Origin of the sequence: Comamonas sp. SCN 65-56, assembly GCF_001724135.1 — a bacterium.
Classification (GTDB): Bacteria; Pseudomonadota; Gammaproteobacteria; order Burkholderiales; family Burkholderiaceae_C; genus Comamonas_C.
This window is the reverse complement of the sequence record NZ_MEDS01000025.1, coordinates 220,813-246,348: the sequence shown is the minus strand read 5'-3', so window position 1 is coordinate 246,348 and position 25,536 is coordinate 220,813. Positions and strand designations below refer to the sequence as shown.

General features: G+C 67.5%; 20 protein-coding genes and 1 pseudogene. 9 read left to right on the top strand and 12 right to left on the bottom strand.

The window, feature by feature from the left end; translation table 11 throughout:
* Positions 1–35 precede the first annotated feature (35 nt).
* Positions 36–623, top strand: coding sequence for an ABC-type transport auxiliary lipoprotein family protein (locus ABS45_RS14045; protein WP_291556392.1), 588 nt, complete (start codon positions 36–38; stop codon positions 621–623).
* Positions 624–703: 80 nt separating this feature from the next.
* Here the strand turns inward: ABS45_RS14045 and ABS45_RS14040 are convergent, their stop codons facing one another.
* Entirely contained in the window at positions 704–1,339 is a 636-nt protein-coding gene (locus tag ABS45_RS14040; RefSeq protein ID WP_291556390.1) for a MarC family protein, read from the bottom strand.
* A 78-nt stretch (positions 1,340–1,417) separates the two neighbouring features.
* Between ABS45_RS14040 and ABS45_RS14035 the strand changes: the two genes are divergently transcribed.
* The 4 genes and pseudogenes from ABS45_RS14035 (at position 1,418) to ABS45_RS14025 (ending at position 5,007) form a co-directional block, all read left to right on the top strand.
* Positions 1,418–2,107: a dienelactone hydrolase family protein gene (locus tag ABS45_RS14035; protein WP_291556388.1), complete on the top strand. Its 690-nt coding sequence runs from the start codon at positions 1,418–1,420 to the stop codon at positions 2,105–2,107.
* A 206-nt stretch (positions 2,108–2,313) separates the two neighbouring features.
* Positions 2,314–4,032, top strand: coding sequence for a methyl-accepting chemotaxis protein (locus tag ABS45_RS14030; protein WP_291556386.1), 1,719 nt, complete (start codon positions 2,314–2,316; stop codon positions 4,030–4,032).
* A gap of 118 nt (positions 4,033–4,150) precedes the next feature.
* Positions 4,151–4,447 (top strand): annotated as a pseudogene (locus ABS45_RS17640) (acyl-CoA thioesterase domain-containing protein); the annotation flags it as partial.
* Between the two features lie 275 nt (positions 4,448–4,722).
* Complete coding sequence (locus tag ABS45_RS14025; RefSeq protein WP_291556384.1) at positions 4,723–5,007, top strand: acyl-CoA thioesterase domain-containing protein; 285 nt, start codon at positions 4,723–4,725, stop codon at positions 5,005–5,007.
* Positions 5,008–5,044: 37 nt separating this feature from the next.
* Here ABS45_RS14025 and ABS45_RS14020 read toward each other — a convergent pair whose 3' ends face one another.
* From ABS45_RS14020 to hemB, 6 genes are all read right to left on the bottom strand, one after another.
* On the bottom strand, positions 5,045–6,613 hold the full coding sequence (locus ABS45_RS14020) for a DHA2 family efflux MFS transporter permease subunit (RefSeq protein WP_291556382.1): 1,569 nt from the start codon (positions 6,611–6,613) through the stop codon (positions 5,045–5,047).
* 162 nt (positions 6,614–6,775) lie between these two features.
* Entirely contained in the window at positions 6,776–8,017 is a 1,242-nt protein-coding gene (locus ABS45_RS14015; RefSeq protein WP_291556380.1) for an HlyD family efflux transporter periplasmic adaptor subunit, read from the bottom strand.
* Positions 8,018–8,111: 94 nt separating this feature from the next.
* Complete coding sequence (locus ABS45_RS14010) at positions 8,112–8,603, bottom strand: MarR family transcriptional regulator (RefSeq protein ID WP_291556378.1); 492 nt, start codon at positions 8,601–8,603, stop codon at positions 8,112–8,114.
* A gap of 90 nt (positions 8,604–8,693) precedes the next feature.
* On the bottom strand, positions 8,694–11,492 hold the full coding sequence (locus tag ABS45_RS14005; protein ID WP_291556376.1) for an EAL domain-containing protein: 2,799 nt from the start codon (positions 11,490–11,492) through the stop codon (positions 8,694–8,696).
* Between the two features lie 192 nt (positions 11,493–11,684).
* Complete coding sequence (locus ABS45_RS14000; protein WP_291556374.1) at positions 11,685–13,676, bottom strand: multicopper oxidase domain-containing protein; 1,992 nt, start codon at positions 13,674–13,676, stop codon at positions 11,685–11,687.
* A 115-nt stretch (positions 13,677–13,791) separates the two neighbouring features.
* Positions 13,792–14,802 (bottom strand): porphobilinogen synthase, encoded by a 1,011-nt coding sequence (gene hemB, locus ABS45_RS13995; RefSeq protein WP_291556372.1) that lies wholly within the window; start codon positions 14,800–14,802, stop codon positions 13,792–13,794.
* A 374-nt stretch (positions 14,803–15,176) separates the two neighbouring features.
* On the opposite strand from hemB, the gene ABS45_RS13990 reads away from it, so the two are divergent.
* A complete protein-coding gene (locus ABS45_RS13990) occupies positions 15,177–16,631 on the top strand; it encodes a right-handed parallel beta-helix repeat-containing protein (RefSeq protein WP_291556370.1) in 1,455 nt (484 codons plus the stop codon).
* 83 nt (positions 16,632–16,714) lie between these two features.
* Positions 16,715–17,404, top strand: a complete 690-nt coding sequence (locus tag ABS45_RS13985) for a ligase (protein WP_291556368.1) — start codon at positions 16,715–16,717, stop codon at positions 17,402–17,404.
* 72 nt (positions 17,405–17,476) lie between these two features.
* Here the strand turns inward: ABS45_RS13985 and ABS45_RS13980 are convergent, their stop codons facing one another.
* Together ABS45_RS13980 and ABS45_RS13975 are read right to left on the bottom strand one after the other, a co-directional pair.
* A complete protein-coding gene (locus ABS45_RS13980) occupies positions 17,477–17,857 on the bottom strand; it encodes an MAPEG family protein (RefSeq protein ID WP_291556366.1) in 381 nt (126 codons plus the stop codon).
* Between the two features lie 56 nt (positions 17,858–17,913).
* Positions 17,914–18,732 (bottom strand): hypothetical protein, encoded by an 819-nt coding sequence (locus tag ABS45_RS13975; protein ID WP_291556364.1) that lies wholly within the window; start codon positions 18,730–18,732, stop codon positions 17,914–17,916.
* A 120-nt stretch (positions 18,733–18,852) separates the two neighbouring features.
* Between ABS45_RS13975 and ABS45_RS13970 the strand changes: the two genes are divergently transcribed.
* On the top strand, positions 18,853–20,787 hold the full coding sequence (locus ABS45_RS13970; protein ID WP_291556362.1) for a sigma-54-dependent Fis family transcriptional regulator: 1,935 nt from the start codon (positions 18,853–18,855) through the stop codon (positions 20,785–20,787).
* Positions 20,788–20,950: 163 nt separating this feature from the next.
* Positions 20,951–22,753 carry an NAD(P)/FAD-dependent oxidoreductase gene (locus ABS45_RS13965; RefSeq protein WP_291556360.1) on the top strand — a complete coding sequence of 601 codons (1,803 nt, stop codon included), beginning with the start codon at positions 20,951–20,953 and terminating at the stop codon, positions 22,751–22,753.
* Between the two features lie 18 nt (positions 22,754–22,771).
* Here ABS45_RS13965 and ABS45_RS13960 read toward each other — a convergent pair whose 3' ends face one another.
* The 3 genes from ABS45_RS13960 to ABS45_RS13950 all read right to left on the bottom strand — a co-directional run bounded on the left by ABS45_RS13960 (position 22,772) and on the right by ABS45_RS13950 (position 25,504).
* Entirely contained in the window at positions 22,772–23,287 is a 516-nt protein-coding gene (locus ABS45_RS13960; RefSeq protein ID WP_291556358.1) for a CinA family protein, read from the bottom strand.
* Positions 23,288–23,291: 4 nt separating this feature from the next.
* Positions 23,292–23,813, bottom strand: coding sequence for a phosphatidylglycerophosphatase A (locus ABS45_RS13955; protein ID WP_291556356.1), 522 nt, complete (start codon positions 23,811–23,813; stop codon positions 23,292–23,294).
* A gap of 92 nt (positions 23,814–23,905) precedes the next feature.
* Positions 23,906–25,504, bottom strand: a complete 1,599-nt coding sequence (locus ABS45_RS13950) for a DUF4139 domain-containing protein (protein WP_291556354.1) — start codon at positions 25,502–25,504, stop codon at positions 23,906–23,908.
* Positions 25,505–25,536: the final 32 nt, after the last annotated feature.

The window sequence follows — 25,536 nt, the reverse complement described above, 5'->3', positions numbered from 1 at the left end:
AAAAAGCGGGTTTTTGCCTGATTTTTGCGCTCGCCATGGCAGCCTGCTCATCGCTGCCGCAGCCACCGGTGCGCGCCGAGGTGTACGACTTCGGGCCCGGCCAGCAGGTGGCGCCAGCGGCCGCCGCCTCGGCCGGCGCACGCGCGATCGTGCTTGCGGACGTGGTGAGCACTGGCCTGCCGGACACCGACAGCGGGCTGAACTACCGCCTGGCCTATGCCAACGCACAGCAGTTGCGCCCCTACCGCGACGCGCGCTGGAGCCAGCCGCCGGCACAACTCCTGACGCAGGCGCTGCGCGAGCGCCTGGGCCGGGGGCTGGCGGTGCTGACCGAGGGCGGCGCCGGGCTGCGCCTGGCCGATGGTGCGCGCCCCGAGGTGCTGCAGCTGCAGCTGGAGGAATTCAGCCAGGTGTTTGATGCGCCGCAGGTCAGCCACGCGCTGGTGCGCGTGCGCGCCTCGCTGGCGCGCAGCATGCAGGGCAGCGAGCAATTGCGGGCCCAGCGGCTGTTTGTCGTGCAACGCCCGGCAGCGACGCCGGATGCCGCCGGCGGCGCCAGGGCGCTGGCCGAAGCGGCGGGGCAATTGGCCGATGAGGTGGCGCAGTGGCTTGAGCAGCCCTGATCCGAGGCCGCCTTCAAACGCAGCCCTTTTTTGGTTCGCCTTGCCGTGCTGCCGCACGGGCCACGGCGCCCCGTCGTGTTCTACGCCCGCAACCCCGGAAACAGCCCCGCCAGCCCATTGGCCATCACCTCCACCGCGAGCGCCGCGAGGATCAGGCCCATGAGCCGGGTCATCACGTTGATGCCGGTGCGCCCGAGGATGCGCGAGATCGGGTCGGCGAGCGAGAAGCACAGCGCGGTCGCGCCCGCCACCACCACGCCGTAGCCCACCAGCGCCAGGTGCTGCCAGAAGTTGCTGGCGCGATCGGCATAGATCACCACCGTGGACATCGCCGCCGGGCCGGTCAAGAGCGGGATCGTGAGCGGCACCACCGCGATGCTGTCGCCCTGCGCCGCCTTGTCGGCCGCGTCCTCCAGTTCCTGAGTGTGCGGCTTGGCCTCGGCCGGGTGGGCGTTGAGCATGTTCAGCGAACTGATGAGCAGCAGCATGCCACCGCCGACCTGAAAGCTTGCCAGCGAGATGTTGAAGAACGCCAGAATCTGCAGGCCCACGAGCGCGCAGACGGCGATCACGCAGAACGCGGTAAATGCCGCCACCTGCACCGTGCGCTTGCGCTGCAGGGCGTTGAAGCCCTCGGTGTAGTGAATGAAAAAGGGCACCACCGCGAGCGGATTGACGATGGCGAGCAGCGCGATCAGCGGCTTGAGGGTTTCCATGGGCGGCTTGCGCGGCGTGGGGCGGTGTACAACATGGGGAATTTCACCAGCCGCATTTTCGCGGAAAAAGGAGACGACATGGGGCAATGGACCACGCTCAAGAGCGCCGACGGTTTTGAACTGCCCGCCTGGCAGGCGGCACCCGAAGGCCAGGCGCGCGGCGCCATCGTGGTGCTGCAGGAGATTTTTGGCGTCAACGCGCATATCCGCGCCATCGTCGACCGTTTCGCCGTGCGCGGCTGGTGGGCCATCGCGCCCGCCACCTTCGAGCGCGTGCGCGCCGGCGTCGAGCTGGGCTACAGCGCATCGGATGTCGCCGTCGGCGTCGCGCTCAAGGCGCAGGTCGAGCACTTGCCCGCGCCCGGCGTGCTGGCCGACATTCAGGCTGCCATCGACCATGCGGCGCAGGCCAGCGGGCGCAAGGTGGGCGCCATCGGCTTTTGCTGGGGCGGGCTGCTGACCTGGCGCGCGGCAGCGCTGTGCACCGGTCTGTCGGCGGCCGTGCCGTACTACGGCGGCGGCATGACGGGCGAGGCGGAGATCGCCCGCCAGCCGCGCGTGCCGCTGATGGCGCACTTCGGCCGGCGCGATGCGCATATCCCGGTGAAGGGTGTAGAGGCGCTGGCCGCGGCGCATCCGGAGATCACGGTACACCTGTACGACGCCGACCACGGCTTCAATTGCGACCAGCGCGCGAGCCATGACGAAGCTGCCGCGGCGCTGGCGCGTGAGCGCACGCTGGCGTTCCTGGAGCGGCACTTGGCCTAGCGCCGCTCCATCGGGCCGTCGCTCAGGGCGCCGGTCGGCGATCTGCGTTTTGAATGTTGCTAATTGTCAATAATCTTTCATATAGTTTTCTACGCCGTGTGGTTGACGCGTAGAGTGGGTGCGGCTGGGTGTACTGGCCAATGGGGCGTCGATCGGCGACGTTCCCGATCAACACGAAGAAAGTTGAGGGCAGCGAGATGAGCGACATGAAAATTTCCACGCGCCTCATGCTGGGGTTTGCGCTGATGTGCGTGGTGCTGGCGGTCCTGGGTGGTGTGGCGCTGGTCAAGACGGCGTCCGTGAGTGAGGGCTTCTACGCGGTGGCCGATGCCTACACGCCGCGCCTGGCACTGGTCAATGATGTGGTGGATGAACTCAATGCACAAGCGGTCGCGGTGCGCGAGGTGGCGCTTGCCAGTGATGCCAAGGGCAGGGACACAGCGCAGGCACGCATGACGGCGGCGGGCGAGCGTGCCAACGATGCGATCAAGCGGCTGGAGCAGGAGATCACCTCGGCGCACGGGCGTGAGTTGCTCGCCGCGCTGCGCACGGCGCAGGCCGGCTATCGCAAGATGGCGAGCGAATTCATTGCCGTGGCTGCCAAGGATGGCGCCGAAGCGTCTCAAGCCTTCATGAATGCGTCGCTGAAACCGGCCTTCGCTGCTTACGATGGCGTGCTGCGGGATCTGTTGAAGTTCCAGAATGATCTGCTTGGCAAGGCGACCAAGGATGCCCATGCCGACATCGCGGCGACGCAGCAAAGCGTCTGGGTGGCGCTGGCGGTCGGTCTGATTGCCGCCGTGCTGCTGGCGTTGTGGATCATCCGCGCCATCACGCGCCCGATCCATGAAGCCGTCCACGTGGCCGAGGCAGTTGCGGGCGGTGATCTGTCGCTGCGCATCCAGGCCAGCGGCAAGAACGAGATGGCGCAATTGCTCGCCGCTCTCTCGCGCATGGTGCAAGGCCTGAATGCCGTGGTGGGCAGCGTGCGCGCCAGCTCCGAGAGCGTCGCCTCCGCCAGCGGCCAGATCGCGCAGGCCAACCTCGACCTGAGCTCGCGCACCGAAGAGCAGGCCAGCGCCCTGGAAGAAACGGCAGCCTCGATGGAGCAACTCAACACCACCGTACGCCAGAATGCCGACAACGCCAGGCAGGCCAACCAGTTGGCGCAAAGCGCCTCCACCATCGCCGAAGGCGGTGGCAGCGTGGTGGCCGAGGTGGTGCAGACCATGCGCGGCATCAGCGAAGACAGCCACAAGATCGCCGACATCATCGGCACCATCGATTCGATTGCGTTCCAGACCAACATCCTCGCGCTGAACGCTGCCGTCGAGGCGGCGCGTGCGGGCGAGCAGGGCCGGGGCTTTGCCGTGGTGGCCAGCGAAGTGCGGGCGCTCGCGGGTCGCAGCGCCGAAGCGGCCAAGGAAATCAAGCGCCTCATCGACGCCAGCACCGAGCGCGTGAACCAGGGTGCGGCGCAGGCGGACAAGGCCGGCGCGACGATGGATGAAGTGGTGGCCAGCATCCGGCGCGTGACCGATCTGATGGGTGAGATCAGCTCCGCCAGCCAGGAACAAAGCCAGGGCGTGGAGCAGGTGGGCGAGGCGGTCTCGCAAATGGATCAGGTGACGCAGCAAAACGCGGCGCTCGTCGAGGAGATGTCGGCGGCGGCCGCCAGCCTGCAAAGCCAGGCGCAGGAGATGGTGCAGACGGTGGCCACGTTCAAGCTCGCGCAGGGCGCGCCGGCACAGCCCAGGGCGCAGGCCAAGGCAGGGCCGACGGCAGCCCTGGCGCGCCCGGCCAAACCGGCGCCTGCCCGCGTAGCGGCGAGCGCGGCACGCGCCCAACCGGCGGCCTTGGCCAAACCGGCCCCGGGCCGAGCCGCGCCTGCCGCCGACACCAGTGATGACTGGGAGAGTTTCTGAGTCGGGCGTAGGCAGTGGGCATGCGCTTGCACCCGCTGGGGTTTGAACGCGGTTGGCCGACGTGCGGCACACGGCATGTCCTGAGCGTGACTCCCCGCCAGCGCAGCGCCTGCCGATAATGGGACGCATCCCCTTTTCTGCTTGCGCCATGACCACTACCACACCGCTGCCCCCTGCCGCCTATCGCCCATTGCCCGGCGGCTGTTTTGCATCGAGCGAGCTCACGCGCGGCCCGTGGAGCGATGCGCACCAGCACGCGGGGCCGCCGGTGGCGCTGGTATGCCGCGCGGTGCGGCTGGCGGCTGCCGCGCACGGGCTCACGCACATTGCGCGTGTGACGGCAAATTTGCTGCGGCCAGTGCCGCTCGGCGTGCTGGCCGTGGAGGTGAGCGAAGACTACGTGGGGCGCAACGCCGGGCATTTCTCCGCGCGACTTCTCGCCGATGGCAAGGAGGTGGCGCGCTTCACGCTGCTGGTTCAGCGCGCGCTGGAGGTGGCGCTACCCCACGATTTGCCCGGCCATCCGCTGCCGCTGGCGCCGCGCGCGCCTGAGGCGTCGCCCGAGGCTGAATTCCCGTTTGCCGGGCGCGTCGTGGGGTATGCCGATCTGGTGCAAACGCGCCTGGCGGCCGGGCGGCCGGGCGGCTGTGGCACGGGCCTTGCGCCGTCTGGTTTCGGCTGCGCACGCCCTTGGTCGAGGGCGAGCAGCCCGGCCCCTGCGAGCGCGTGGCGGTGGCGGCCGATTCGGGCAACGGCATCAGCGCGGTGCTGGACTACCAGCGCTACACCTTCGTCAACAGCGACCTCACGATCAATCTGCTGCGACCCGCTCAGGGGGAATGGATCTGCCTTGAGGCCAGCACCGCCTGGGGGCCGCATGGCGGGGGGCTGGCGCAGTCGCGCCTGTACGACGAGCGCGGGCTGGTCGGGCACGCCACGCAAAGCCTGGCGGTGCGGCTGCGCGCGCCCGATTGATTCGCTCGCCCGCACGGGCCGGCGGCGGGCCGCGCCGTCAGTGCGCGCCAGCCGCCGCAGCTGAGCCACTGGATGTGCCTCTTTTGGGCGCATCCGCAAGCCACACCAGCGGCACCAGCAATAAAAACAGGAGCGCCGAGGCCCAGTTCACGTCATTGGCCGCGAGCGTGAAGGCTTGCTGCGTCACCAGGCGCTCGATCTGCGCCAGCGCTTGCTCGGGCGTCAGGCCCAGCGCCTGCAGCGTGTGCAGTGCATCTGCCAGTGGCCCGTTGCCCGCGTGCAGGTGCTCGATCAGGTTGGCATGCGCGAGCGTGGCGCGCCGCTCCCACAGCGTGGTGGTGACCGAGGTGCCGACGGCGCCCGCGGTGATGCGCACGAAGTTGGTCAGGCCCGAGGCGGCGGGCACGCGGTGCGCCGGGATTTCCGAGAGCGTGAGCGTGACCAGCGGCACGAAGAAGAAGGCCACCGCCGCGCCCTGCACGATGGTGGGAATCATGATGGTGGTGAAGTCGGCCGTCGTTGCAAACAGCGAGCGCAGCCAGAGCACCAGCGCAAACACGAAAAACGCCACCGTCGCGTAGCGGCGCGGATCGACCTTGCCTATGCTCTTGCCGACGATGGGCGAGAGGATCATCGCGAGGAACCCCACCGGTGCCATCAGCATGCCCGCCGACGTGGCTGTGTAGCCCATGTACTGCTGCAACCACAGCGGCAGCAGCACCACGTTGCCGAAGAAAATGCCGTAGCCCACGGCGGTGGCGATGGTGCCGGCCCAGAAATTGCGGATTTTGAACAGCGACAGATCGACGATGGGGTGCTCTTCGGCCAGCTCCCAGATGACGAAGGCGACCAGGCCGAACACCGCGGCGGCGGCGAAGCCGATGACCATGGGCGTGGAGAACCAGTCGTGCTCCTTGCCGATATCGAGCATGATTTGCAGGCTGCCGACGCCAATCACCATCAGCGCCAGGCCCGTCGCATCGATCGGCAGCTTGCGCGTGGCGGTCTCGCGTTGGGCGTAGATCGCCATGGTGCCTATGGCGGCAACGATGCCCACCGGGATGTTGATGTAGAAGATCCATGGCCAGCTGATGTTGTCGGTGATCCAGCCGCCCAAGAGCGGCCCCATCACCGGCGCGATCAGCGTCGTCATCGACCACATCGCCATCGCCAGGCCCGCCAGCGCCTTGGGGTAGCTTGACAGCAGCAGCGCCTGCGACAGCGGAATCATCGGCCCGGCGACGAAGCCCTGCACCACGCGCGCCGCGATCAGGAGCGGCATGCTCGGCGCCAGGCCGCACAGGAAGGAAGCGGTGACGAACAGCAGCACGCTGATCACGAACAGGCGCACCTGGCCGAAGCGCTGCGCCAGCCAACCGGTGAGCGGCACCGAAATCGCGTTGGCGACGGCAAAACTCGTGATCACCCAGGTGCCCTGGTTCGGGCTCACGCCCAGGTCACCGGCGATGGCGGGCAGCGAGACGTTGGCGATTGACGTGTCCAGCACGTTCATGAATGTCGCCGCCGAGAGCGCGAGCGTGCCCCAGGCGCGCGCCGAGCCGCTCAGGGGTTGCTGTTCGGCGGGAGGGGTTTGAGCGGAGGTCACGGTGGTGGCGGTGGTGATGGCTCCCTCCCCCTTTGGGGGAGGGCAGGGGTGGGGGCCGACGGGCTGTGGTGCAGGCAGCTCCTCATGCATCCGGGCGCTGGCCCCCATCCCGGCCTTCCCCCAAAGGGGGAAGGAGAGAAGACCGAAGGCCGTGCGGCAGTGTCATGGCGTACCGACGTTGGCGGCGATCACGCGCGCAATCTCGGCGTCGGCGTCGCCGTCCTGCACGCTGTAGACCGAGGTTTGCGCCAGCGGCTGCTCGCGCGGGCTGCTCGCCAGCGTGGTGCCGCCCTGATCGCGCGTGTCCACGGTCACGAGCATCGACAGGCCCAGGCGCAGCGGGTGCCTGGCCAGCGGCTCGGGGTCGAGCGCGATGCGCACCGGGATGCGCTGCACCACCTTGATCCAGTTGCCGGTGGCGTTTTGCGGTGGCAGCAGCGCAAACGCCGCGCCCGTGCCCACGCCCAGGCCGGCGACGTGGCCGGTGTACTTGACGCTGTCACCGTACAGATCGGCGGTGAGTGTCGCGCGCTGGCCGATGCGCAGGTTCTTGAGCTGCGTTTCCTTGAAGTTCGCGTCCACCCACACGCCATGCAGCGGCACCACGGCCATCAGCGGCGTGCCGGCGGCGATGCGCTGGCCCAGCTGCACGCTGCGCCGCGCGATGAAGCCATCGACCGGCGCGGGCAGCTCGGTGCGGTGCGCGGCCAGCCACGCCGCGCGCAGTTGCGCGCTGGCGGCCTTCACGCTCGGGTGCTCGGCAATCTTCACGCCCTGCGTCAGCGCCTGGTTGCTCGCAAGCTGCTCGCGCGCTTCCGCCACGCCGGCGCGCGCGGCCGCTTCGCCCGCGCGGGCGGCGGCGAGCTGCTCGCGCGCGGCGGTCTGTGCGCTTTCGGCGTGCTTGAGCTCCTCGGCCGAGACTGCGCCGCGTGCGCCCAGTTGCAGGCGCCGCTGCACGTCCTGCTGGGTGCGCTGCACCTCGCTTTGGGCGCTGGCCTGCGCGGCGATGGCCTTGGCGATGTCGGTCTCGCGCAGCTTGACCTGCGCCGCGAGCGTGGCGTTGTTGGCGTAGAGCTGGCGCACCTGGCGCACGGTCTGCGCGAGGCTGGCCTCGGCTTGCCTGAGCGCCACGTCGGTGTCGGCCGGATCGAGCTTGACCAGCGGCGTGCCCGCGCGCACGAAGTCGTTGTCGTCGGCGAGGATGGACATTACCGTGCCGCCGACCTGCGGCGTGATCTGGATGATGTTGCCCTGCACGTAGGCGTTGTCGGTGTCTTCCTGATGACTGGCGACGAGCACGTCGTAGGCGCCCCAGGCAATGCCGCCGATGAGGGCGACGACGATGAGCAGCGTCATGCGCTTGCGGCGGCTGGAGGCGGCGGCGGAAACTTCGGGGGTGGTCATGGCAGGCGCGATAAGGGTTGGGCACTGTGCCCACAGTGCTTGTAAAAAGATAGCTTTCAGCGCTTGATGGTCATGCGCAAAGCACTGTTTTCTTTCAAATTTTGGGTAGCTGATCCAGCGCCAGGGCGTTGTCCTGCAGGCGGGCGAGCATGGCGCGCAGTTGTGTTTCTTCCTCACTGCTGAAGCCGTGCAGCAGTTCGCGCTGCACTTGGCTGAGCACCTCGGGCAGTTGGGCCGCCACCCGCTCGCCTTCGGGCGTGAGCGAGATTTGCACCACGCGCCGGTCGGTGCGGCTGCGTTCGCGTTGGCACAGGCCTTTGGCCAGCAGTCTGTCCACCAGCCGCGTGAGCCCGCCGGTATCCAGGCCGCACAGGCGTGCCAGCTCGGATGCGGTGGCGGGCGAGCCGTGCAGCAGGCACAGCAAGGGGCGCCATTGGGCATCGGTCAGCCCCAGGGGCTCCATGCGGCGGTCTACCGTGGACGCCAGTTGCGTCACCAGGCGGCGCAACTGTCGACCAATGCTGCTGTGAGCGTCGTAAGGGGTGTCAGAGGGCGAGGCGCAGGCGCCTGCCGGGGTTTCGGGCATGGCGCATTATATTTGCATCATCAATAATTGACCAGTCAGGCAAATAGGGCGGCGTTTCTGCCGTTGGCCACGCAGTGGTGGCCAGGTTTTTCAGGCGGTGGCAGGCGCGGTGTGTTCGGCTTGCAGCCGCTGGGTGAAGGCCTCGGCCGGCATCGGTTTGCCGTACCAGTAGCCCTGGCCGAAGTCGCAACCGGCGGCGCGCAGAAACTCGTGCTGCTCGGGCGTTTCCACGCCTTCTGCGATGACGGCGATGCCCAGCTGATGCGACATGGCGACGATGGCGTTGCACAGCACGCCGTCTTCCGCGGACTGCGGCAGCTTGTCGACGAAGCTGCGGTCTATCTTCAGGTGGTTGATGGCAAACCGCTTGAGGTAGGACAGCGACGAATAGCCGGTGCCGAAATCGTCGAGCGAAATCGCGATGCCTGCGCGCTGCAGCGCCTGCATCTTGTCGCTGGTGGCGCGGTCGCCATTGAGCAGCACGCCTTCGGTGATCTCGAGCGTGAGACTGTGCAGCGGCAGACCCAGTTGTGCGAGCCAGTCGAGCCAGTCCTGCACCTTTTGCTCGTCGGCGTGCAGCTGACGCGGGGAGACATTGACGCTGAGCGAAAAATCCGGTGCGATGTGCGCACGCCAATCCTGCAGCTGGCGCGTGGCCTGGCGCAGCACCCAGTCGCCCAGCGGCACGATGAGGCCGGATTCTTCGGCGGCGGGGATGAACTGGGCCGGGCTCACCAGGCCATGCAGCGGCTGCTGCCAGCGCACCAGCGCTTCGGCCTTGACGATGCGCAGCGTGCGCAGGTCCACGATGGGCTGGTAATGCAGCACGAACTCCTCGCGCTGCAGCCCTTTCTCCAGCTCGTGCAGCATTTGCAGGCGCTGCTGTTCGCGCTCCAGCAACGCGCTGGAGAACTCCGAATAGCGGTTGCGCCCCCTGGCCTTGGAGGTATACATCGCCAGGTCGGCGTTCTTGAGCAGGGTTGCGCCGTCGGCGGCGTCGCGCGGGTAGAGGGCCACGCCGACGCTGACCGAGATGTGCACCGTGTTGCGCCGCAGGGCATAGGGTTGCACGATGGCATGGAGCACCTTTTCGCAGACGATTTCGACATCCCTGGAGCTGCGGATGTCCTGCAGCACGATGGTGAATTCGTCGCCGCCCAGGCGCGCCACCAGGTCGGAGCTGCGCACCAGCGACAGCAGCCGGCGCGCCGCCTCCTGCAGCAGCGCATCGCCCTCGTCGTGGCCGAAGGTGTCGTTGACCTGCTTGAACAGATCCAGATCCAGGAAGATGAGCGCCATCGGCAGGCCGCTGGCACGCGCATGCTCCATGCTGGCGTGCAGGTGCTGTTCGAACATCTGGCGGTTGGGCAGGCCGGTCAGGTGGTCGTAATGGGCCTGGTGCCAGAGTGCGGCGGCGCGCATGCGCTCCTCGGTCACGTCGGCAAACAGACCGATGCGGCAGTCCACGCTGCCATCGTCCTTATATGCAGTGGAGACCGTCAGGTGCTCGGTGAACTGCTCGCCGTTCTTGCGCCGGTTGTGGATGTCGCCACTCCAGGAGCCGGTTTGCAGCAGGCTGGTCCACATCGCCTGGTAGAAGCTGCGGTCGTGCTGGCCCGAGCTCAGCAGGTTCATGCGCCGACCGATGATCTCGGCGGGCGCATAGCCGGTGATGGTGGTGAAGGCCGGGTTCACATCCTGCACCACGCCGTCCTTGTCGGTAATCACGATGGCGTCGCGCGTGTGGCGATAGACGATGCTGCCCTGGCGCAGCGAGGCTTCGGCGCGTTTGCGCTGGCCGATATCGAAGAACATGCCGATGATGCCGGGCTGATCGCCCAGCTGCATCACCGAGCTGAAAATTTCCACCTGTATCGGTGCGCCGTCGCCCCGCAGCGCGTCGCATTCGTAGCGCGCGCTGCGCGTGCGGCCCTGCAGGCGGTCGTCGATGCTGCGCTGCACCTGCGGCCATGTGTCATCGGCAAACAGGCGCCGGACCTCGAACCCATCCTGCAGCGCGCTGCGCGGATAGTCCAGCATGCGCGCGAGCTGTTCGTTGACATGGACGAAGCGCAGTTGCGCATCGAGCACGTAGATACCCGCCACGTCGTTCTGCGTCAGGCCATCGAACATGGCCTGCACCCGTGCCAGCGCCTGGCGCTCGGTCTGCACGTCGGCCAGCAGTCGGGCGATTTGCCCGGATGAGGCATCGAGCGCTTGCGCCAGTTGCGCCAATTCGTTGCGCACCGCGATCGGCGCCCGGTGGCCGAAGTCGCCGTTGGCCATCGCCGTGCACTGGCGCACCAGCGCGCGCACCGGGCGCAGGACCTGGCGCCGGACCACCAGATACCCCAGCGCCAGCAACAGCACATCCAGCACGAACAGCCCCAGGCTGGCGATGCGTGCTCTGCGCTGCACCGCGCCGGCGTGCGCCACCAGCGCATCCATCAACGCTTCCGTCTGTTGCAGCAGCGCGTTGCCGGACTGGGAAAGGCGCGCCAGAACGGCCGCGTCGGGTGCCGCTTGAACCGGCAGTGCCGCCAGTTCAGCGCGATAGGCCTGCCAGCTGGCGTGCTGCGCCGCCAGCATGGGCTGCAGCGCGTTACTCAGCGGGTCCACGGACAAATCGAAGGCCGTGCCGCCGTGCGCCAGCGCCTGCCCGGCGGCGCCAAAGGCCAGCTCGTAGTCCGTCAGCGGCAGTGCCCGGCCATGATGGGCGGCGACGAGCGCCTCGAAACCCACGCGCTGGCCCAGCATGCGCAGCTTGCCGGCCACGTTCAGCGTGGCCGCGACATTGTCCGAGCGGCGCAGCAGCGATTCAACCGTCAGCAGGTTGCCTAGCGCGAGCAATGCAACCAGTGCCAGCGCCAGCAGCGACTGGCTGTGCAAGGTGCGCAGTGGCCAAAGGCGAAAGCCGGCGCCGGACTTGGGAATTTGGGCTGCTCCCGCCGCAGTGCGGCGTAAATGTTAGCGGATGTCACATTTTACTGCGACGTCAATAGTTGATATCGCAAACGGATCAGCGCCCCATCGTTGGAACGTGGTTGCCGCCGCGGACTGGGATCCGCGACGGCGCCAGTGTCAGCGCAGTGCCTTGACCTGGTCGGCGGTCACCAGCTTGGCCTGATTGCCCCATGCAGTGCGCTCGTGGTTGGCGATGTCGGCCACGTCGGCATCCGACAGCGCAGCAGCGAACGGCGGCATCGGGCTCGGGTAGCTCACGCCGTCGATGACCTCGCCGGAGAGGCCATGCAGGATGGCGCGCAACTGCTTGGTCGGGTCGGCCGCGAGCACGGCGGGGTTCTTCACCAGTGGCGGGAAGGCGCCAGGCAGGCCCGCGCCATTGGCCTGGTGGCAGGCCGCGCAGGTGCTGGTGTAGAGCTGCTCGCCGCGCGCCGCGTCGAACTTGTACGGGCCGCTGGCGGCTGCTGGTGCTGCGGCGTGCGCGGCGGCTGGCGCGTGCCCTTCGATCTTGGAGACCTTGGGCTTGACGAAGTTGTCGGGGTTGCCGATGCGCAGCGAGCCGGCCGCGCCCTTTTCCAGATGGGCAAAGGAGTGGTCGACAAAGACGTAATTGCCCGGGTCGGGAATCACCACGTCAAACACGATGCCTTCGCCCGGGCCGACGCTGTAGGTGGAGACGCCGCTGAGCGCGTTCTTGGGGTTGCCGTCCGGGTAGACCTTGTCGAAGATCGCGCCGATCACGTGGAAGGCGCTCCAGAAGCTCGGGCCGGCGTTGACCACGTACAGGCGCACGCGCTCGTTCGGTTCGGCGGTGAGCGGATGGGCCTGGTACTGGAAGGCGACGCCGTTGAAGGCGACGATGTCGGCCTGCATCTTTTCCATCTTGCCGAAGTCCGGGCCCATCAGGTTGCCCGAGACCTGGCGCGTGTACCACTCGCTTTGCACCAGCACGTATTCCTTGTCGGCCTTGGGGCGCGGGTCGTCGATCGGGTCGACGATGATGGCGCCGTACATGCCGTTGGCCATGTGCAGCAGCACCGGCGGCGTGCCGCAGTGGTAGACGAAGGTGCCCGGTACCTTGGCTTCAAAGGTGAACTCGATCTGCTCGCCGGGGTTGATGTCGTGAAAGCTGGTGTTGGGCGGCGTGAAGGCCGAGTGAAAGTCGATCGAGTGGTGCATCGTGGCCTTGTTCTTGAGCACGATCTTGACCATCTGGCCCTGCTTGACGTGGATGGTCGGGCCGGGGACCGTGCCGCCGTAGGGCCAGGCCTGGTACTTCACGCCACTGGCGATTTCCACCGCCTCGTCGGTCACGTCGATGGTGACCGTCACTTCCTTGTCTTTGGACAGCGGCGGCAGCGTCGCGTCATAAGCCTTCTTGACCGGCTCCTTGCTCATCAACTGCAGCGGCGAGACGGCCGCGGCAGCGGCAGCGGGCGTGGGCGCCTTCACGTTCATGCTGCTTTGCAGCCCGGCAACGAGAAAGAACACGACCGCCGCGACACCGGCGAGGATGCCGGTTTGCGCCCACCAGCCGACGCGCGGCGCATCCGACAGGCGCCGCTCGCGCCATTCGGCGATCCAGCTCCAGCCCGGCCACTTCATTTCAATGAAGTAGTCCACGCTGTAGGGGCTGGTGCCACCGCGGTGGTTGATCGCGATCAGCACCGCGAAGATGAGCACGTAGATGATGCCCACGCCGGTGTTGGACGCGCCCACGGTGTAGGGGCCGCCAAAGCCGCCGGCGGTGCTCCAGATGAGCAGGCTGTAGAGCGCGCCGATCACATACACCGTGCGCCGCGCGAAGCCGAAGAGCAAGGCCAGCGCCAGCAGCGTGGTGGCGATGCGCGTGAGCCAGAGGAAGGTGTCGGCGTGCGGCTCGACGATGGCGATCCACAACTCGAACCACCAAGCTGACCAAGCGGGCTGGCCGTCGGCGGCGTTGCGCAGGTAACCCGCGTAATTGGCCGAGAAACTCGGCATCCAGGTGAACGCGGCGTTGACGATCCAGATGATGCCGAAGGCCACGCGCAGCGCGGCGGTGGACAGGGCTGGCCAGGTGTCTGGCGCAGTGGTGGTGCTTGGGGCGGGCGTGGAGTCGTTGCGCATGGCAAGCTTCCTTTCTTCTTGGCAGGACAGTCAAAAACGCGTGCAAGTGCCGCGTTTCAGGAGGGTCCTAGGGTACTCCCATCGCATCGGCCCAGTACCATGGCCTTGCGCCGTTTCAGGCTTTTTGCAGCAGCCGTGCCGCTTCGAGCGAGAAATAGGTAAGGATGCCGTCGGCGCCGGCGCGCTTGAACGCGAGCAGCGCCTCCAGCATCACCGCGTCGTGATCGAGCCAGCCGTTGGCCGATGCGGCCTTGATCATCGCGTACTCGCCGCTCACCTGGTAGGCAAAGGTGGGCATGCGGAACTCGTCCTTCACGCGCCGCAGCACATCGAGGTAGGGCATGCCGGGCTTGACCATCACCATGTCCGCGCCCTCGGCAATGTCCAGCGCCACCTCGCGCAGCGCCTCGTCGCTGTTGCCCGGGTCCATCTGGTAGACGTTCTTGTCGGCCTTGCCGAGCGCGCCGCGCGTGCCCACGGCGTCGCGAAACGGCCCGTAGAAGCTGCTCGCGTACTTGGCGCTGTAGGCCATGATGCGGGTGTAGATCAGGTGCTGGGCTTCGAGCGCGCGACGCACCGCGCCGATGCGCCCGTCCATCATGTCGCTGGGGGCGACGATGTCCACGCCCGCATGGGCGTGGGCGAGCGCCTGCTGTACCAGGATTTCCACCGTATCGTCGTTCAGGATGTAGCCGCTCTCGTCGAGCACGCCGTCCTGGCCGTGGCTGGTGTAGGGGTCCAGCGCCACGTCGGTCATCACGCCCAGTTGCGGAAATTCCTTTTTGAGCGCCCGCACCACGCGCGGAATCAGGCCGTCGGGGTTGGCCGCTTCCTTGCCGTTCGGGGTCTTGAGGTCAGGTTCGATGGCGGGAAAGAGCGCCAGCACCGGAATGTCCAGCTTCACGCATTCCTCGGCCACGCTCAAGAGCAGATCCAGGCTCAGGCGTTCGACCCCGGGCATCGAGGGCACGGCCTCGCGGCGTTTCGCGCCCTCGTGCACGAAGACGGGGTAGATGAAATCATGCGCAGACAGGCGCGACTCGCGCACCAGGTTGCGGGAAAACCCGTCGCGGCGCAGGCGGCGCGGGCGGTTCATGGGGAAGGGGGTGGGGCTGGACAAATGCATGGTGGGGATTGTGCGACAGCGGATGGCCTGACGCTGAGTGCGGGCGCGCCGGCGGCATATGTCGCGATCGCGTAGACGTTGCGGATGCGCAAAGAACTGCGCAAAAGCGAATTGACAAACCAGCCGGACGAGCGAAAGATGATGTCGCGACTGTGACTCAATGTATCAAATTGTTTAACAAACATCCACACAGCAGGAGAGTCTCATGTCAATCCAACGTCAAAGCATGACCAGGACAGGCGCCATCGCGGCGTTGCTGGTGCTGTCAGCCGCTCTCGCAGTTGGTTGTGGCGGCGGGGGGTGATACGCCCAGCCCGGCCCCCACACCCACGCCAGCACCCACGCCAGCGCCAGCAACGCAAGGGCGCTATGACATGGGCAGCCCCACGATCACGACGATCTACGTCGCGCCCGGCGGCAGCGACAGCAACAACGGCCAGAGCGCCAGCGCGCCGCTGGCCACGCTCAATGCCGCCTGGCAGCAGGTGCCGTCGGGTGCGCTCACGGGCACGGGCTACCGCATCCTGCTGGCGCCCGGCACCTATCCGCGCGCCAGCGTGCCGCATTTCATGGAGGGCGTGCATGGTACGCGCGACTTCCCGGTCATCATCGCTGTCGATGCCCCGGGCACGGTGACGCTGCAGGGCGATCTGAACATCCTGGACGTGCAGTACCTGTATCTGCTGAATCTGAACATTACGCCCGTGCCCGCAGGCGATGCGTTTCACTGCGAGCAGTGCGATCACCTGCTGATCCGCGGGAGCACCATCAACGGCGGCGACAACCGCGAAGGCCAGGAGGCGCTCAAGATCAACCAGTCGCAATACGTCTATCTGGAAGACAGCACCATCACCGGCGCCTGGGACAACGCGATCGACTACGTCGCCGTGCAGTACGGGCACGTGGTGGGCAACCGCATCGGCAACGCGGGCGACTGGTGCCAGTACGCCAAGGGCGGCTCGGCGTATCTGCGCATCGAGGGCAACACCTATTCCAATTGCGGCACCGGGGGCTTTACCGCCGGGCAGGGCACGGGCTTTCAGTTCATGAGCTCGCCCTGGCTGCACTACGAGGCCTATGGCATCAGCTTCGTCAACAACGTGGTGCATGACGTCGAGGGTGCGGCCATCGGCGCCAATGGTGCGTACAACGCGCTGTTCGCCTACAACACCTTCTACCGCATCGGCACGCGCGACCACTTGTTCGAGGCTGTGGTCGGGCTGCGTTCATGCGATGGCCAGCCGGGGGACGCGGGGCGCGAGCGCTGCCAGCAATACCTGACGGCGGGCGGCTGGGGCACGACGGTGGTCGATGACGGCACCAACGCGGTGCTGATTCCCAACCGCAACGTCTGGGTGCTCAACAACATCTTCTACAACCCGGCGGGCGTGCAAAGCCAGTGGAATCACTTCCGGGTTCTGGGCACCATCAGCAACCCGGCGAGCACCAACGTACCGGCCGACGCGCGCGGCGATACCAACCTGGTGATCCGCGGCAACTGGATCTGGGACGGGCCGAGCGGGCATGCATTGCTCGATGACGGCGCGGGCGGCTGCCCGGCAACGAATGCCACCTGCAACGCCACGCAACTCGTGGCGCAGAACAGCATCAACCAGGCCGAACCGCAACTCGTCAACGCGGCGGGGGGCGGCTATCACCTGGTGGGCCGTGGCAATGTCGCCGGGTATGCGCCGGTGGCGATCCCCGATTTTTCCTGGGGCGATCTGCCCACGCCGCCGCTCGCCCCGGCGGGTGACAGCAGAAACTCTGTGGCCAACACCATCGAGGGCCAGGCGCGCGCCGGGAGCAACCGCATCGGCGCTTACTGATCTTGCGCGCCTGACACAATCGGGCGCGTCTCGACCTTTCACCTTCGACAGGCCGTGCAGGAATGCACGGCCTTTGCATTGCCATGTCCACTACTGCCGAACAGGAACAAGCCTGGAACGCCGCGCAACTCAGCGAGCCCGTGACTGCACCGCGCTTCGCCATCTGGACCTATGCGCAGCCCGCCATCGTGCTGGGCTGTTCGCAGCGCGAGCGGCTGACCGAGCTTGCGACGCAAGCGCCGCAGGTGCCCGCGTTGGTGCGCGCCTCGGGTGGCGGCGCAGTGTTGACCGGTCCGTGGATGGTGAGCGGCTCGGTGGTATTGCCGCTGGATCACCCCTGGGTTGCAGGGCGCATCAACGACAGCTATCAGGGCCTGGGGCAGATGTTCGTGCGCCTGCTGGCCGGGCTGGGCGTGGTCGCGCGCGCCTTGCCGCCGGCCGAGGTGGCCGAGGCCGACGCTCGTCTGGGCCCGCCGGTGCGGTGGGCCTGTTATGGCTCGCTCGCGTCGTGGGAGGTGGTGGACACTGTCGGCGGGCGCAAGCTCGTCGGTCTGGCGCAGCGGCGCCAGCGCACCGGCGTGCTGCTTGTCACCGGTACGCTGGTCACGCCACCCGATTGGGCGTTGCTGTGCGCCGCGCTCGGTCAGCCAAAGGATGAGGCTGCGATGCGTGCGCGCACGGTTTCATGCGCCGACCTTAAGCCGGATTTCATCAGCGCCGAAGCCTATGCGAGCCGCCTGAGCGAAGCACTCCGGAAAGAGGTTCAGCGTTGAGCGTTGGGCGTTCAGCGTGAATACCCGCAGGCGCCCCGCTTCTTCCCGCGCTCAACGCTCAACGCCGAACGCTCAACCTCGTGTCGCCACGCCCCACAGCGCCGCCAGTACCAGCACCACCGTGGGCAGCAGCGTGAGGATGAAGCCGGCGGTGCGGCTGGCCGGATCCTTGGTGTACTCAAAACGGTAGAGCACGCGCCCGACAAGCCAGACCACGCCTATGCCGGCGATCACGTTGGGCGACCAGTACTGCCCGGCCAGGAACAGCGCCGGCAGAAAGACGACGAGTTGCTCCAGCGTGTTCTGCTGCACGCGAAACGCGCGCTCGAACGCCGGATCGCCCGTGGTCGCCGGCGCCACGACGCGCCCCCGCATGCGCTGGCGCCCCACGAGGACGGTGAAGGCGAGGTAGAGCAGCAGCGCCAGCAGGGCGACGATGTGGATGGGGTTCATGGTGCTTCCTTTGCAGTAAAAAACCGTGTTTGCGCTGGTCTGATAAGCGCTATCAGCTATTCATAGTGTAGTGATATCGCCTGCTCCCAGGCGGCGCGCAGGCACCAGGCGTCGCGGCCCCAGCGTGCGTCGGGCGGCAGGTAGCGCAACCAGGTCAGGCGCGTGACGGCCTGTTGCACCGTCGCGCGAAATGCATCGTCACGTACCGGCTGAGCGAGCCACTCGGTCCATGGTGCGCGCGCCGCCTCGCGTGCACCCGCCAGGTGCAGCAGGCCGGCGGTGGAAAACAGATAGGCCAGCGCATCGCGCGCCTGGCCTTGTGCCAGCGTGGCGGCGGGGGCGTCGCGCAGGTCCGTGAACCCGATCACGCCATCCGGGCAGCGCACCATGGCGTGCGCGAACGCATGGCCGACGCACAAGCCGTGCGCATGCACGGCGTCCAGCGCCTGCAGCCCCTGGCGCCAGAGCGCGAGCACGGCGTCGCTGCCCGCGGCAATCGCGGTCTCGATCTCCTGCTGCAGCGATGGGGCGCCGGGCAAGCCGCCGCGCAGGTCACTCATCACGTAGGCCTCGTCAGCGGACGCCAGCACCTGCGGCACGCGGATGCCGCTGATCGAGAACGCTTGAAGACGAGCGAGTTCACCAGCGATGGTCGTGCGTGCGTCCGCCAGAGGTGGGGGGTTGAGCATCGGCAGTCGGGCTGTGCGAGCGATCCAACCCAGCAGGCGGCGGCGCATGCCCCAGTGGTCGCGCGCCGCGTGCCTGAGCCAGACCTGCTCGCCTTGCAACTCGTGCACGGCCAGCGGCACCGATTGCAGCGGCGCAAGCCGGGCGAGAGCCGTGGCGTAGTCAACGGTGCGGGGGTGTTCGGGCATGGGCGCGTGATGATAGGCGCGCGTGCGGTGCCAACGGCGCGGGCATGGGCACTTCTACCGATGCGCGAGCCAAGGTTTTGCCGCACCATGCACGGTTTCATCGCCGTTGGCCAGAACGCCATGAAGCCTTTTCAGCAAGCCCATATCGAGACCGTGCTCCAGGTGGCCGAGCGCGGCGTGAACGCGCCTGGCGTGCAGCACGACCGCTTGATCCGCGAATCCTGGCTGCGCTGCGTGACCGAGCACGGTCTGGAGCCGACGCGCATGCAGGAGGCCATCATCGTGTCGCAGCAGCGCCTGCGCGAGCACCAGGAGCAGATGGAGGCACTGCTGCAGATTGCGCGCCACGGGCTCGAATCGCTCTATGGCCAGATGGCGGGGCTGGGCTACTGCGTGCTGCTGACCGATGCGCGTGGCGTGACGGTGGATTTTCTCGGTGATCTGCAGATCGAGCCCGGGCTGCGCAAGGCCGGGTTGTACCTGGGCGCGGATTGGAGCGAGGCGGTGGCCGGCACCTGCGGCGTGGGCACCTGCATCAGCACGGGGCAGGCGCTGACGGTGCACCTGAACGACCATTTCGACGCCTGCCACATCCCGCTCACCTGCACCACCGCGCCGGTGTTTGACAGCCAGGGGCAGTTGCGCGCGGTGCTGGACGTGTCGCAGCTCAGCTCCTCCCAGCCCAAGAGCAGCCAGCACCTGGCGCTGCAGCTGGTGCAGCGCGTGGCCAACGATATTGAAGACGCCACCTTCTTGCAGCGCCACCGGCGCGACTGGGTGCTGCGCCTGTCGGGCGCGCCGCAGTTCCTGGATGTGCAACCGGAGTACCTGCTGGCACTGGACATGTCCGGGCGCGTCGTCGGCCACAACCAGCGCGCGCACCGGGCGCTGGGCGATGCCTGCGCGGGCGGCTTGCTCGGCGCCTCGTTCGAATCGCTGTTCGGCCAGCCGCTGGCGCAGATCGGGCGCTTTGTCGCGGCAGAGCCATCCGACCGGCGCGCGGTGATGTTTGCCGGAGGCCCGCGCCTCTTGTTCCTCTCGGCCACGCCGCCGGTGCAGGCGCGCGCGCTGGCGCCGGCGCAGCTCGAGCAGGCGGCGATTCCGGCGCCGCTGGCGCAACTTTCGGCGGGCGATGCGGCGCTGCAGCAGCAGATCGCACGTGCGGCGCGGCTGCTGAACTCCCCCATCAATCTGCTCATCACCGGCGAGACCGGTTCGGGCAAGGAGTACTTTGCCAAGGCGGTGCATGAGAGCAGCGAGCGGCGGGTGCGCCCGTTTGTCGCCGTCAACTGCGCCGCGATTCCCGAGGCGCTGATCGAGAGCGAGCTCTTCGGCTATGTCGGCGGCAGCTTCTCCGGCGCATCCGCCAAGGGCAAGCGCGGGCTGATCGCCGAGGCCGAAGGTGGCACGCTGTTCCTCGACGAAATCGGCGACATGCCGCTCACCTTGCAGACCCGGCTGCTGCGCGTGCTGTCCGAGCGCGAAATGCTGCCCGTTGGCGCCACGCGCCCGGTGGCCATCAACGTGCGCGTGATCGCCGCCACCCACGCCGCGCTGGAGCAACGCGTGCGCGAGGGGCGCTTTCGCGACGACCTGTACTACCGCCTGAACGGTGCCCATATCCAGTTGCCGCCGCTGCGCGAGCGCAGCGACCTGCTGGCACTGATAGAGCGCTGGGCCGCCGGCCGCCGGTTTTCGCCAGCGGCGCAGGAGTTGCTGCTGCACTACCCCTGGCCGGGCAATCTGCGCCAGTTGCGCAACGCGCTGGAGTACGCCATCCATGTCTGCCCCGAGGGAGACATGGACGTTGGCGATTTGCCCGACTGGCTGGTGTGCGCGCCGGTGCAACCGCAGGTAGTAGAGGCGCCGCCGCAACGAACGGCCGCTGCAAAGCCCTCCGAACCGGATTGGCTGCAGGTCTTGCAGGATCAGGGCTGGAATGTGAGCGCCGCCGCGCGCCAGCTGGGTCTGTCGCGCATGACGCTGTACCGGCGCATGCAGCGCGCCGGGCTGCCGCTGCCGCAGCGCGGACAGGCGGCTGTCACGCCTGAGTGACAGCTGTCACCCCTGCGTCAACCGGGGCGTCACAGGGTGACAGCACGCAAGGGCGCTTTGCGTAGTTTGGACGCCTGCAGCCCTGAAAACCCGGGTGGCACGGATCGTGAAAGCCCCTGTCTGCCGCCCGCCGTGGGCGGGAAGTTCAACAGGAGACACAACGATGACGACACCTACCGAGCGGGCCAGTGCCTGGCTCGCCCAGTTCGAGGCCGCTCTGGCCAGCGGCAAACCCCAGGCCGTGAGCGCGCTGTTCGATGCCGATTGCTACTGGCGCGACCTGGTTTCCTTCACCTGGAACATCCGCACCCAGGAAGGCCAGGCGGCGATCGAAGAGATGCTCGCGGCGCAGCTCGCCACGACGGCGCCATCGAACTTCCGCATCGAGGGTGATGCCACCGAAGCCGATGGCGTCGTCGATGCCTGGTTCACCTTCGAGACCAAGGTCTCGCGCGGGCGCGGCCATCTTCGTCTGAAGGTCACGGCGGCCGGCGACCGTGCCTGGACCTTGCTGACCACCATGGTCGAGCTCAAGGGTTTTGAAGAGAAGAAGGGCACGCGCCGCATCAAGAGTGCCGAGCACGGCGTGCACCCCGGGCGCAAGAGCTGGCTCGAGCAGCGCCAGGACGAGGTGGCGGCGCTCGGCCACACCACGCAACCCTATGTGCTCATCATCGGTGGCGGCCAGGGCGGCATTGCGCTGGGCGCGCGCCTGCGCCGCCTGGGCGTGCCGACCATCATCGTCGAGAAGAACGCACGTCCCGGCGACAGCTGGCGCAACCGCTACAAGAGCCTGCATCTGCACGATCCGGTCTGGTACGACCACCTGCCCTACCTGCCGTTTCCGGACGATTGGCCGGTGTTTGCCGCCAAGGACAAGATCGGCGACTGGCTGGAGAGCTACGCCAAGATCATGGAGATCAACTACTGGGGCTCGACGGTGGCCAAGAAGGCGCGCTTTGACGAGGCCAAGGGCGAGTGGGAAGTCACCGTGGAGCGCGAGGGCAAGGAAATCACGCTGCGCCCCAAGCAGCTCGTCTTTGCGCTCGGCGTCTCGGGTTATGCCAACGTGCCCAAGATCGAGGGCGCCGAGACCTTTCTCGGTGACCAGCACCACTCCAGCAAGCACCCGGGCCCAGAGGCCTACAAGGGCAAGAAGGCGGTGGTGCTGGGCTCCAACAACTCGGCCCACGACATCTGCGCCGCGCTGTGGGAAAACGGTGTCGACGTGACCATGATCCAGCGCAGCAGCACGCACATCGCGCCGTCTGATTCGCTGATGGACCTGGCCTTGGGCGGGCTGTACAGCGAACAGGCGGTCGCCAATGGCATAGACCACCACAAGGGCGATCTGATTTTTGCCAGCGTGCCCTACAAGATCATGCACACCTTCCACATTCCGGTGTACGACGAGATGAAGAAGCGCGATGCCGATCTGTACGGGCGGCTGGAGAAGGCCGGCTTCATGCTCGACTTCGGCGAGGACGGCTCGGGCCTGTTCATGAAATACCTGCGCCGCGGCTCGGGCTACTACATTGATGTGGGCGCAAGTGAATTGGTCGCCAACGGCAGCGTCAAGCTCAAGAGCGGGGTGGATATCCAGAAGATCAAGCCGCACTCGGTGGTGCTGAGCGACGGCAGCGAGCTGGACGCCGACCTGCTGGTCTACGCCACCGGCTACGGCTCGATGAACAACCAGCTCGTCGATTTGATCTCGACCGAGGTGGCCGACCGCGTCGGCAAGGTCTGGGGCCTGGGCTCCAACACCAAGAAGGACCCCGGCCCCTGGGAGGGCGAACTGCGCAACATGTGGAAGCCGACCAACCAGAAGCAGCTGTGGATCCACGGCGGCAACCTGCACCAGAGCCGCCACTACTCGCAGTTCCTCTCGCTGCAACTGAAGGCGCGCTACGAGGGGCTGGAGACGCCGGTCTACAAGGTGGCGCCGGTGCACCACCTGCGCTGAAGCCGCCTGGCCAGACTTTCAGGCCAGCAGCGTGGCGAGCCGTGCCAGCGCATGCTGCACGGCCCCCGCGCGCACCGCCGCGCGATCGCCGGTGAAGTGCTGCACCTCGCTGTGCGTGTGCCCGTCAACGCACCAGCCGAACCAGACCGTACCCACGGGTTTGTCCGCGCTGCCGCCCGTCGGGCCGGCGATGCCGGTGACGGACAGGCTGGCCTGCGCCGCAGAGTGCGTGACTGCCCCTTGCGCCATCGCCCTGGCCACCGGCTCGCTGACGGCGCCGTGCTGTTCAATCAGCGCGGCGGGCACGCCCAGCAGCTCGGTCTTGGCGGCGTTGGAATAGGTGACGAAGCCGCGCTCAAACCATTGGCTCGATCCCGCGAGTTCGGTGCAGGCCGCGGCGATCAGTCCGCCAGTGCAGCTTTCGGCCGTGGCCAGCATCTGAGCACGCGCCAGCAGTCGCTGGGAAATATGGATCAAAAATGGCTCAAGCGCTTGCCTCTCTTGCGCCAAAAGCTCCTGTTTGAATAGTGACATCGATCTATCCGAAGAGAAAACGCCAGAGCGCGATCACCAGCAGGGTGCAGGCGGCGGCGACCAGATCGTCGGCCAGAATGCCCCAGCCGCCGCGCCAGCCAAAGCCCTTGAAGCGCTGGTCGGCCCAGGCCACGGGCCCCGGCTTGACGGCGTCGAAGAAGCGAAACAGCACGAACGCCAGGCATTGCCCGAGCAGACCCGTGGGCATCACCAGCAGCAGGATGAGCCAGATGGCGACGATCTCGTCCCAGACCACGGCGCCCGGATCGGCAATGCCCATGTGCCTGGCCGTGAGCGTGCAGGCCCACCAGCCCACGGGCAGGGCCGCCAGGGTGACGAAGGCGAGTTGCGGCAGCGACAGCCAGCGCTGCGCGACGACGAAGGCCAGCCAGCCCCAGAGCGTGCCGACGGTGCCGGGCGCGACCGGCGACAGGCCGCTGCCAAAGCCCAGGGCGATCAGATGCGCCGGGTGCTCCAGCAGAAAGCGGACCCCGGGACGAACGTTCGGAGCGAGATCTGGTTGCATGAGATTCAAAGGCGTTGAGCGTTGAGCGTTGAGCGTTGAGCGTTGGGCGTGAATACTGCGCCGTTCGCTCAACGCCGAACGCTCAACCTGACTCAATGGCGCTCTTGCACGCGCACATCCTTGTCGTGCTCGACCAGGTAGCGTGCGGCAAAGCGCGCCGTGGCGCCCGCGGCCAGCTCCTGCTGCCAGGCGATGCTGCCTTCCTGCCCACCCCAGGCGGTTTCCCTGGGCGCGGGCTCGTAGCTGGGTTTGACGCGGATGGCGTCGTTCTTCGAGATCGGTGCGGCGTCCAGCACCTGCAGCGCGATCGCTCGTGCGTGGCGGTTTTCCACCTGGTAGGCGCGCTCCAGCGTGCGCTCGATCCGCCCGCCGGTGAAGCCGACGTTCGCCGTATGGTCCTTGAGCGGCTCGGCGGTGACGATGATGCGTTCATCGCGCCCGAAAGACAGACCGTTCTTCACCCAGTCGCTCGCGCCGGGGTTGAACTGCCCCTGGCCGACGTAGGCGCCATCGCGCAGCAGCGCCACCGGCCCCACCGGCCAGATGCCGGGGAGCGCCGGCATCTGCGCCACCAGGTAGGCGGCCTGCTCCAGCGCCGGTGTGGTGCGCGCCAGCAGGGCCGCCTCGACGGTCTGCTCGTCCAGCGCCAGCGTCGTCCTCTGCCCGCCCGTGGGCACATTGATGCGCTGGGGCACGGCAAACGTCGTGGCAAAGCTGCCCTCGCTGATGGCAACGTCAAAGCTCGGTTCGGCCGCGCTCTCGGCCTGCGCGGCCTTCATCGCCGGAGCGCCGGCCATGTGCGCGCCGGGTGCGGGCGCCGGCATGGCGAGCGGCGCCGGCCGCTGCACATCCAGCGTCCAGGGGCGTGGCAGGCGCCCGCTGGTCGTGGCCAGCGGCTGGCCGGTGGAGAGCGTCAGCTGCACGCCGCTCCAATCCTCGCCGGTGTCCTGCGCCACCAGCGCCAGGCGTTCGATGCGCACGCGGGCGGTTTTGCTGTCCAGGCTGGCGCGGTAGCTGGGCGACCAGCTCGGGCCGCGCACCTGGTAGGACAGTTGCAGATCGGCATCGGCCTGCGCCGCCAGCGTGATGTGCACCACCGCCACCTTGCCGGTCTGCGCATTGCCGGGCTCGGCCTGCAGGCGTTTGAGCGCGCGCTCTTTCTCCTGCACCGTGCGCAGCGCCAGGTACAGCTGTTGCTGCGTCTCGCGCGTGTGCCGGCGCAGGGCCTCCATCATCGGGCCCATCTGGGCGGCAGTCGCTGCCGTGGCGCCGGGTCCGGGGGCGTGGTTCGCCTGCGATTTCAGGTAGGTTTGCGCCAGCTCCAGCGCATCAGCGTCCGCGCGCGCCTGCGCCAGCGCATCTTCTGCAGCGCGCAGGCGATCCTGCTGTCCGCTCTCGCAGCCTTCGGCAAGCTGGCGGTCCGTGATCTGCACGCTGATCTCGCCGATGCGCACCGCGCCGGTGCCGGAAACCTGCAGGCTGCGCGCATCGAGCTTCTCCGGCAGACAGGCGAAGGTGGCGCTGCGGCTGCCGGCGGCCACGCGCAGGCTGCGCTGCACCGTGGCGCTGCCGGGGTAGAGCGTGACGCTGCTGATGCGCGAGCTGTTGGCTGAATGGCCGCCCTGCGCAGGGGCAAGCAGTGGAGCGAGCGCCACTGCGGCGGCGAGGAGGGGGGCGAATCGAAAAGCCATCGTTCAGGGATTCCAATGGACGGGAAGAAGAG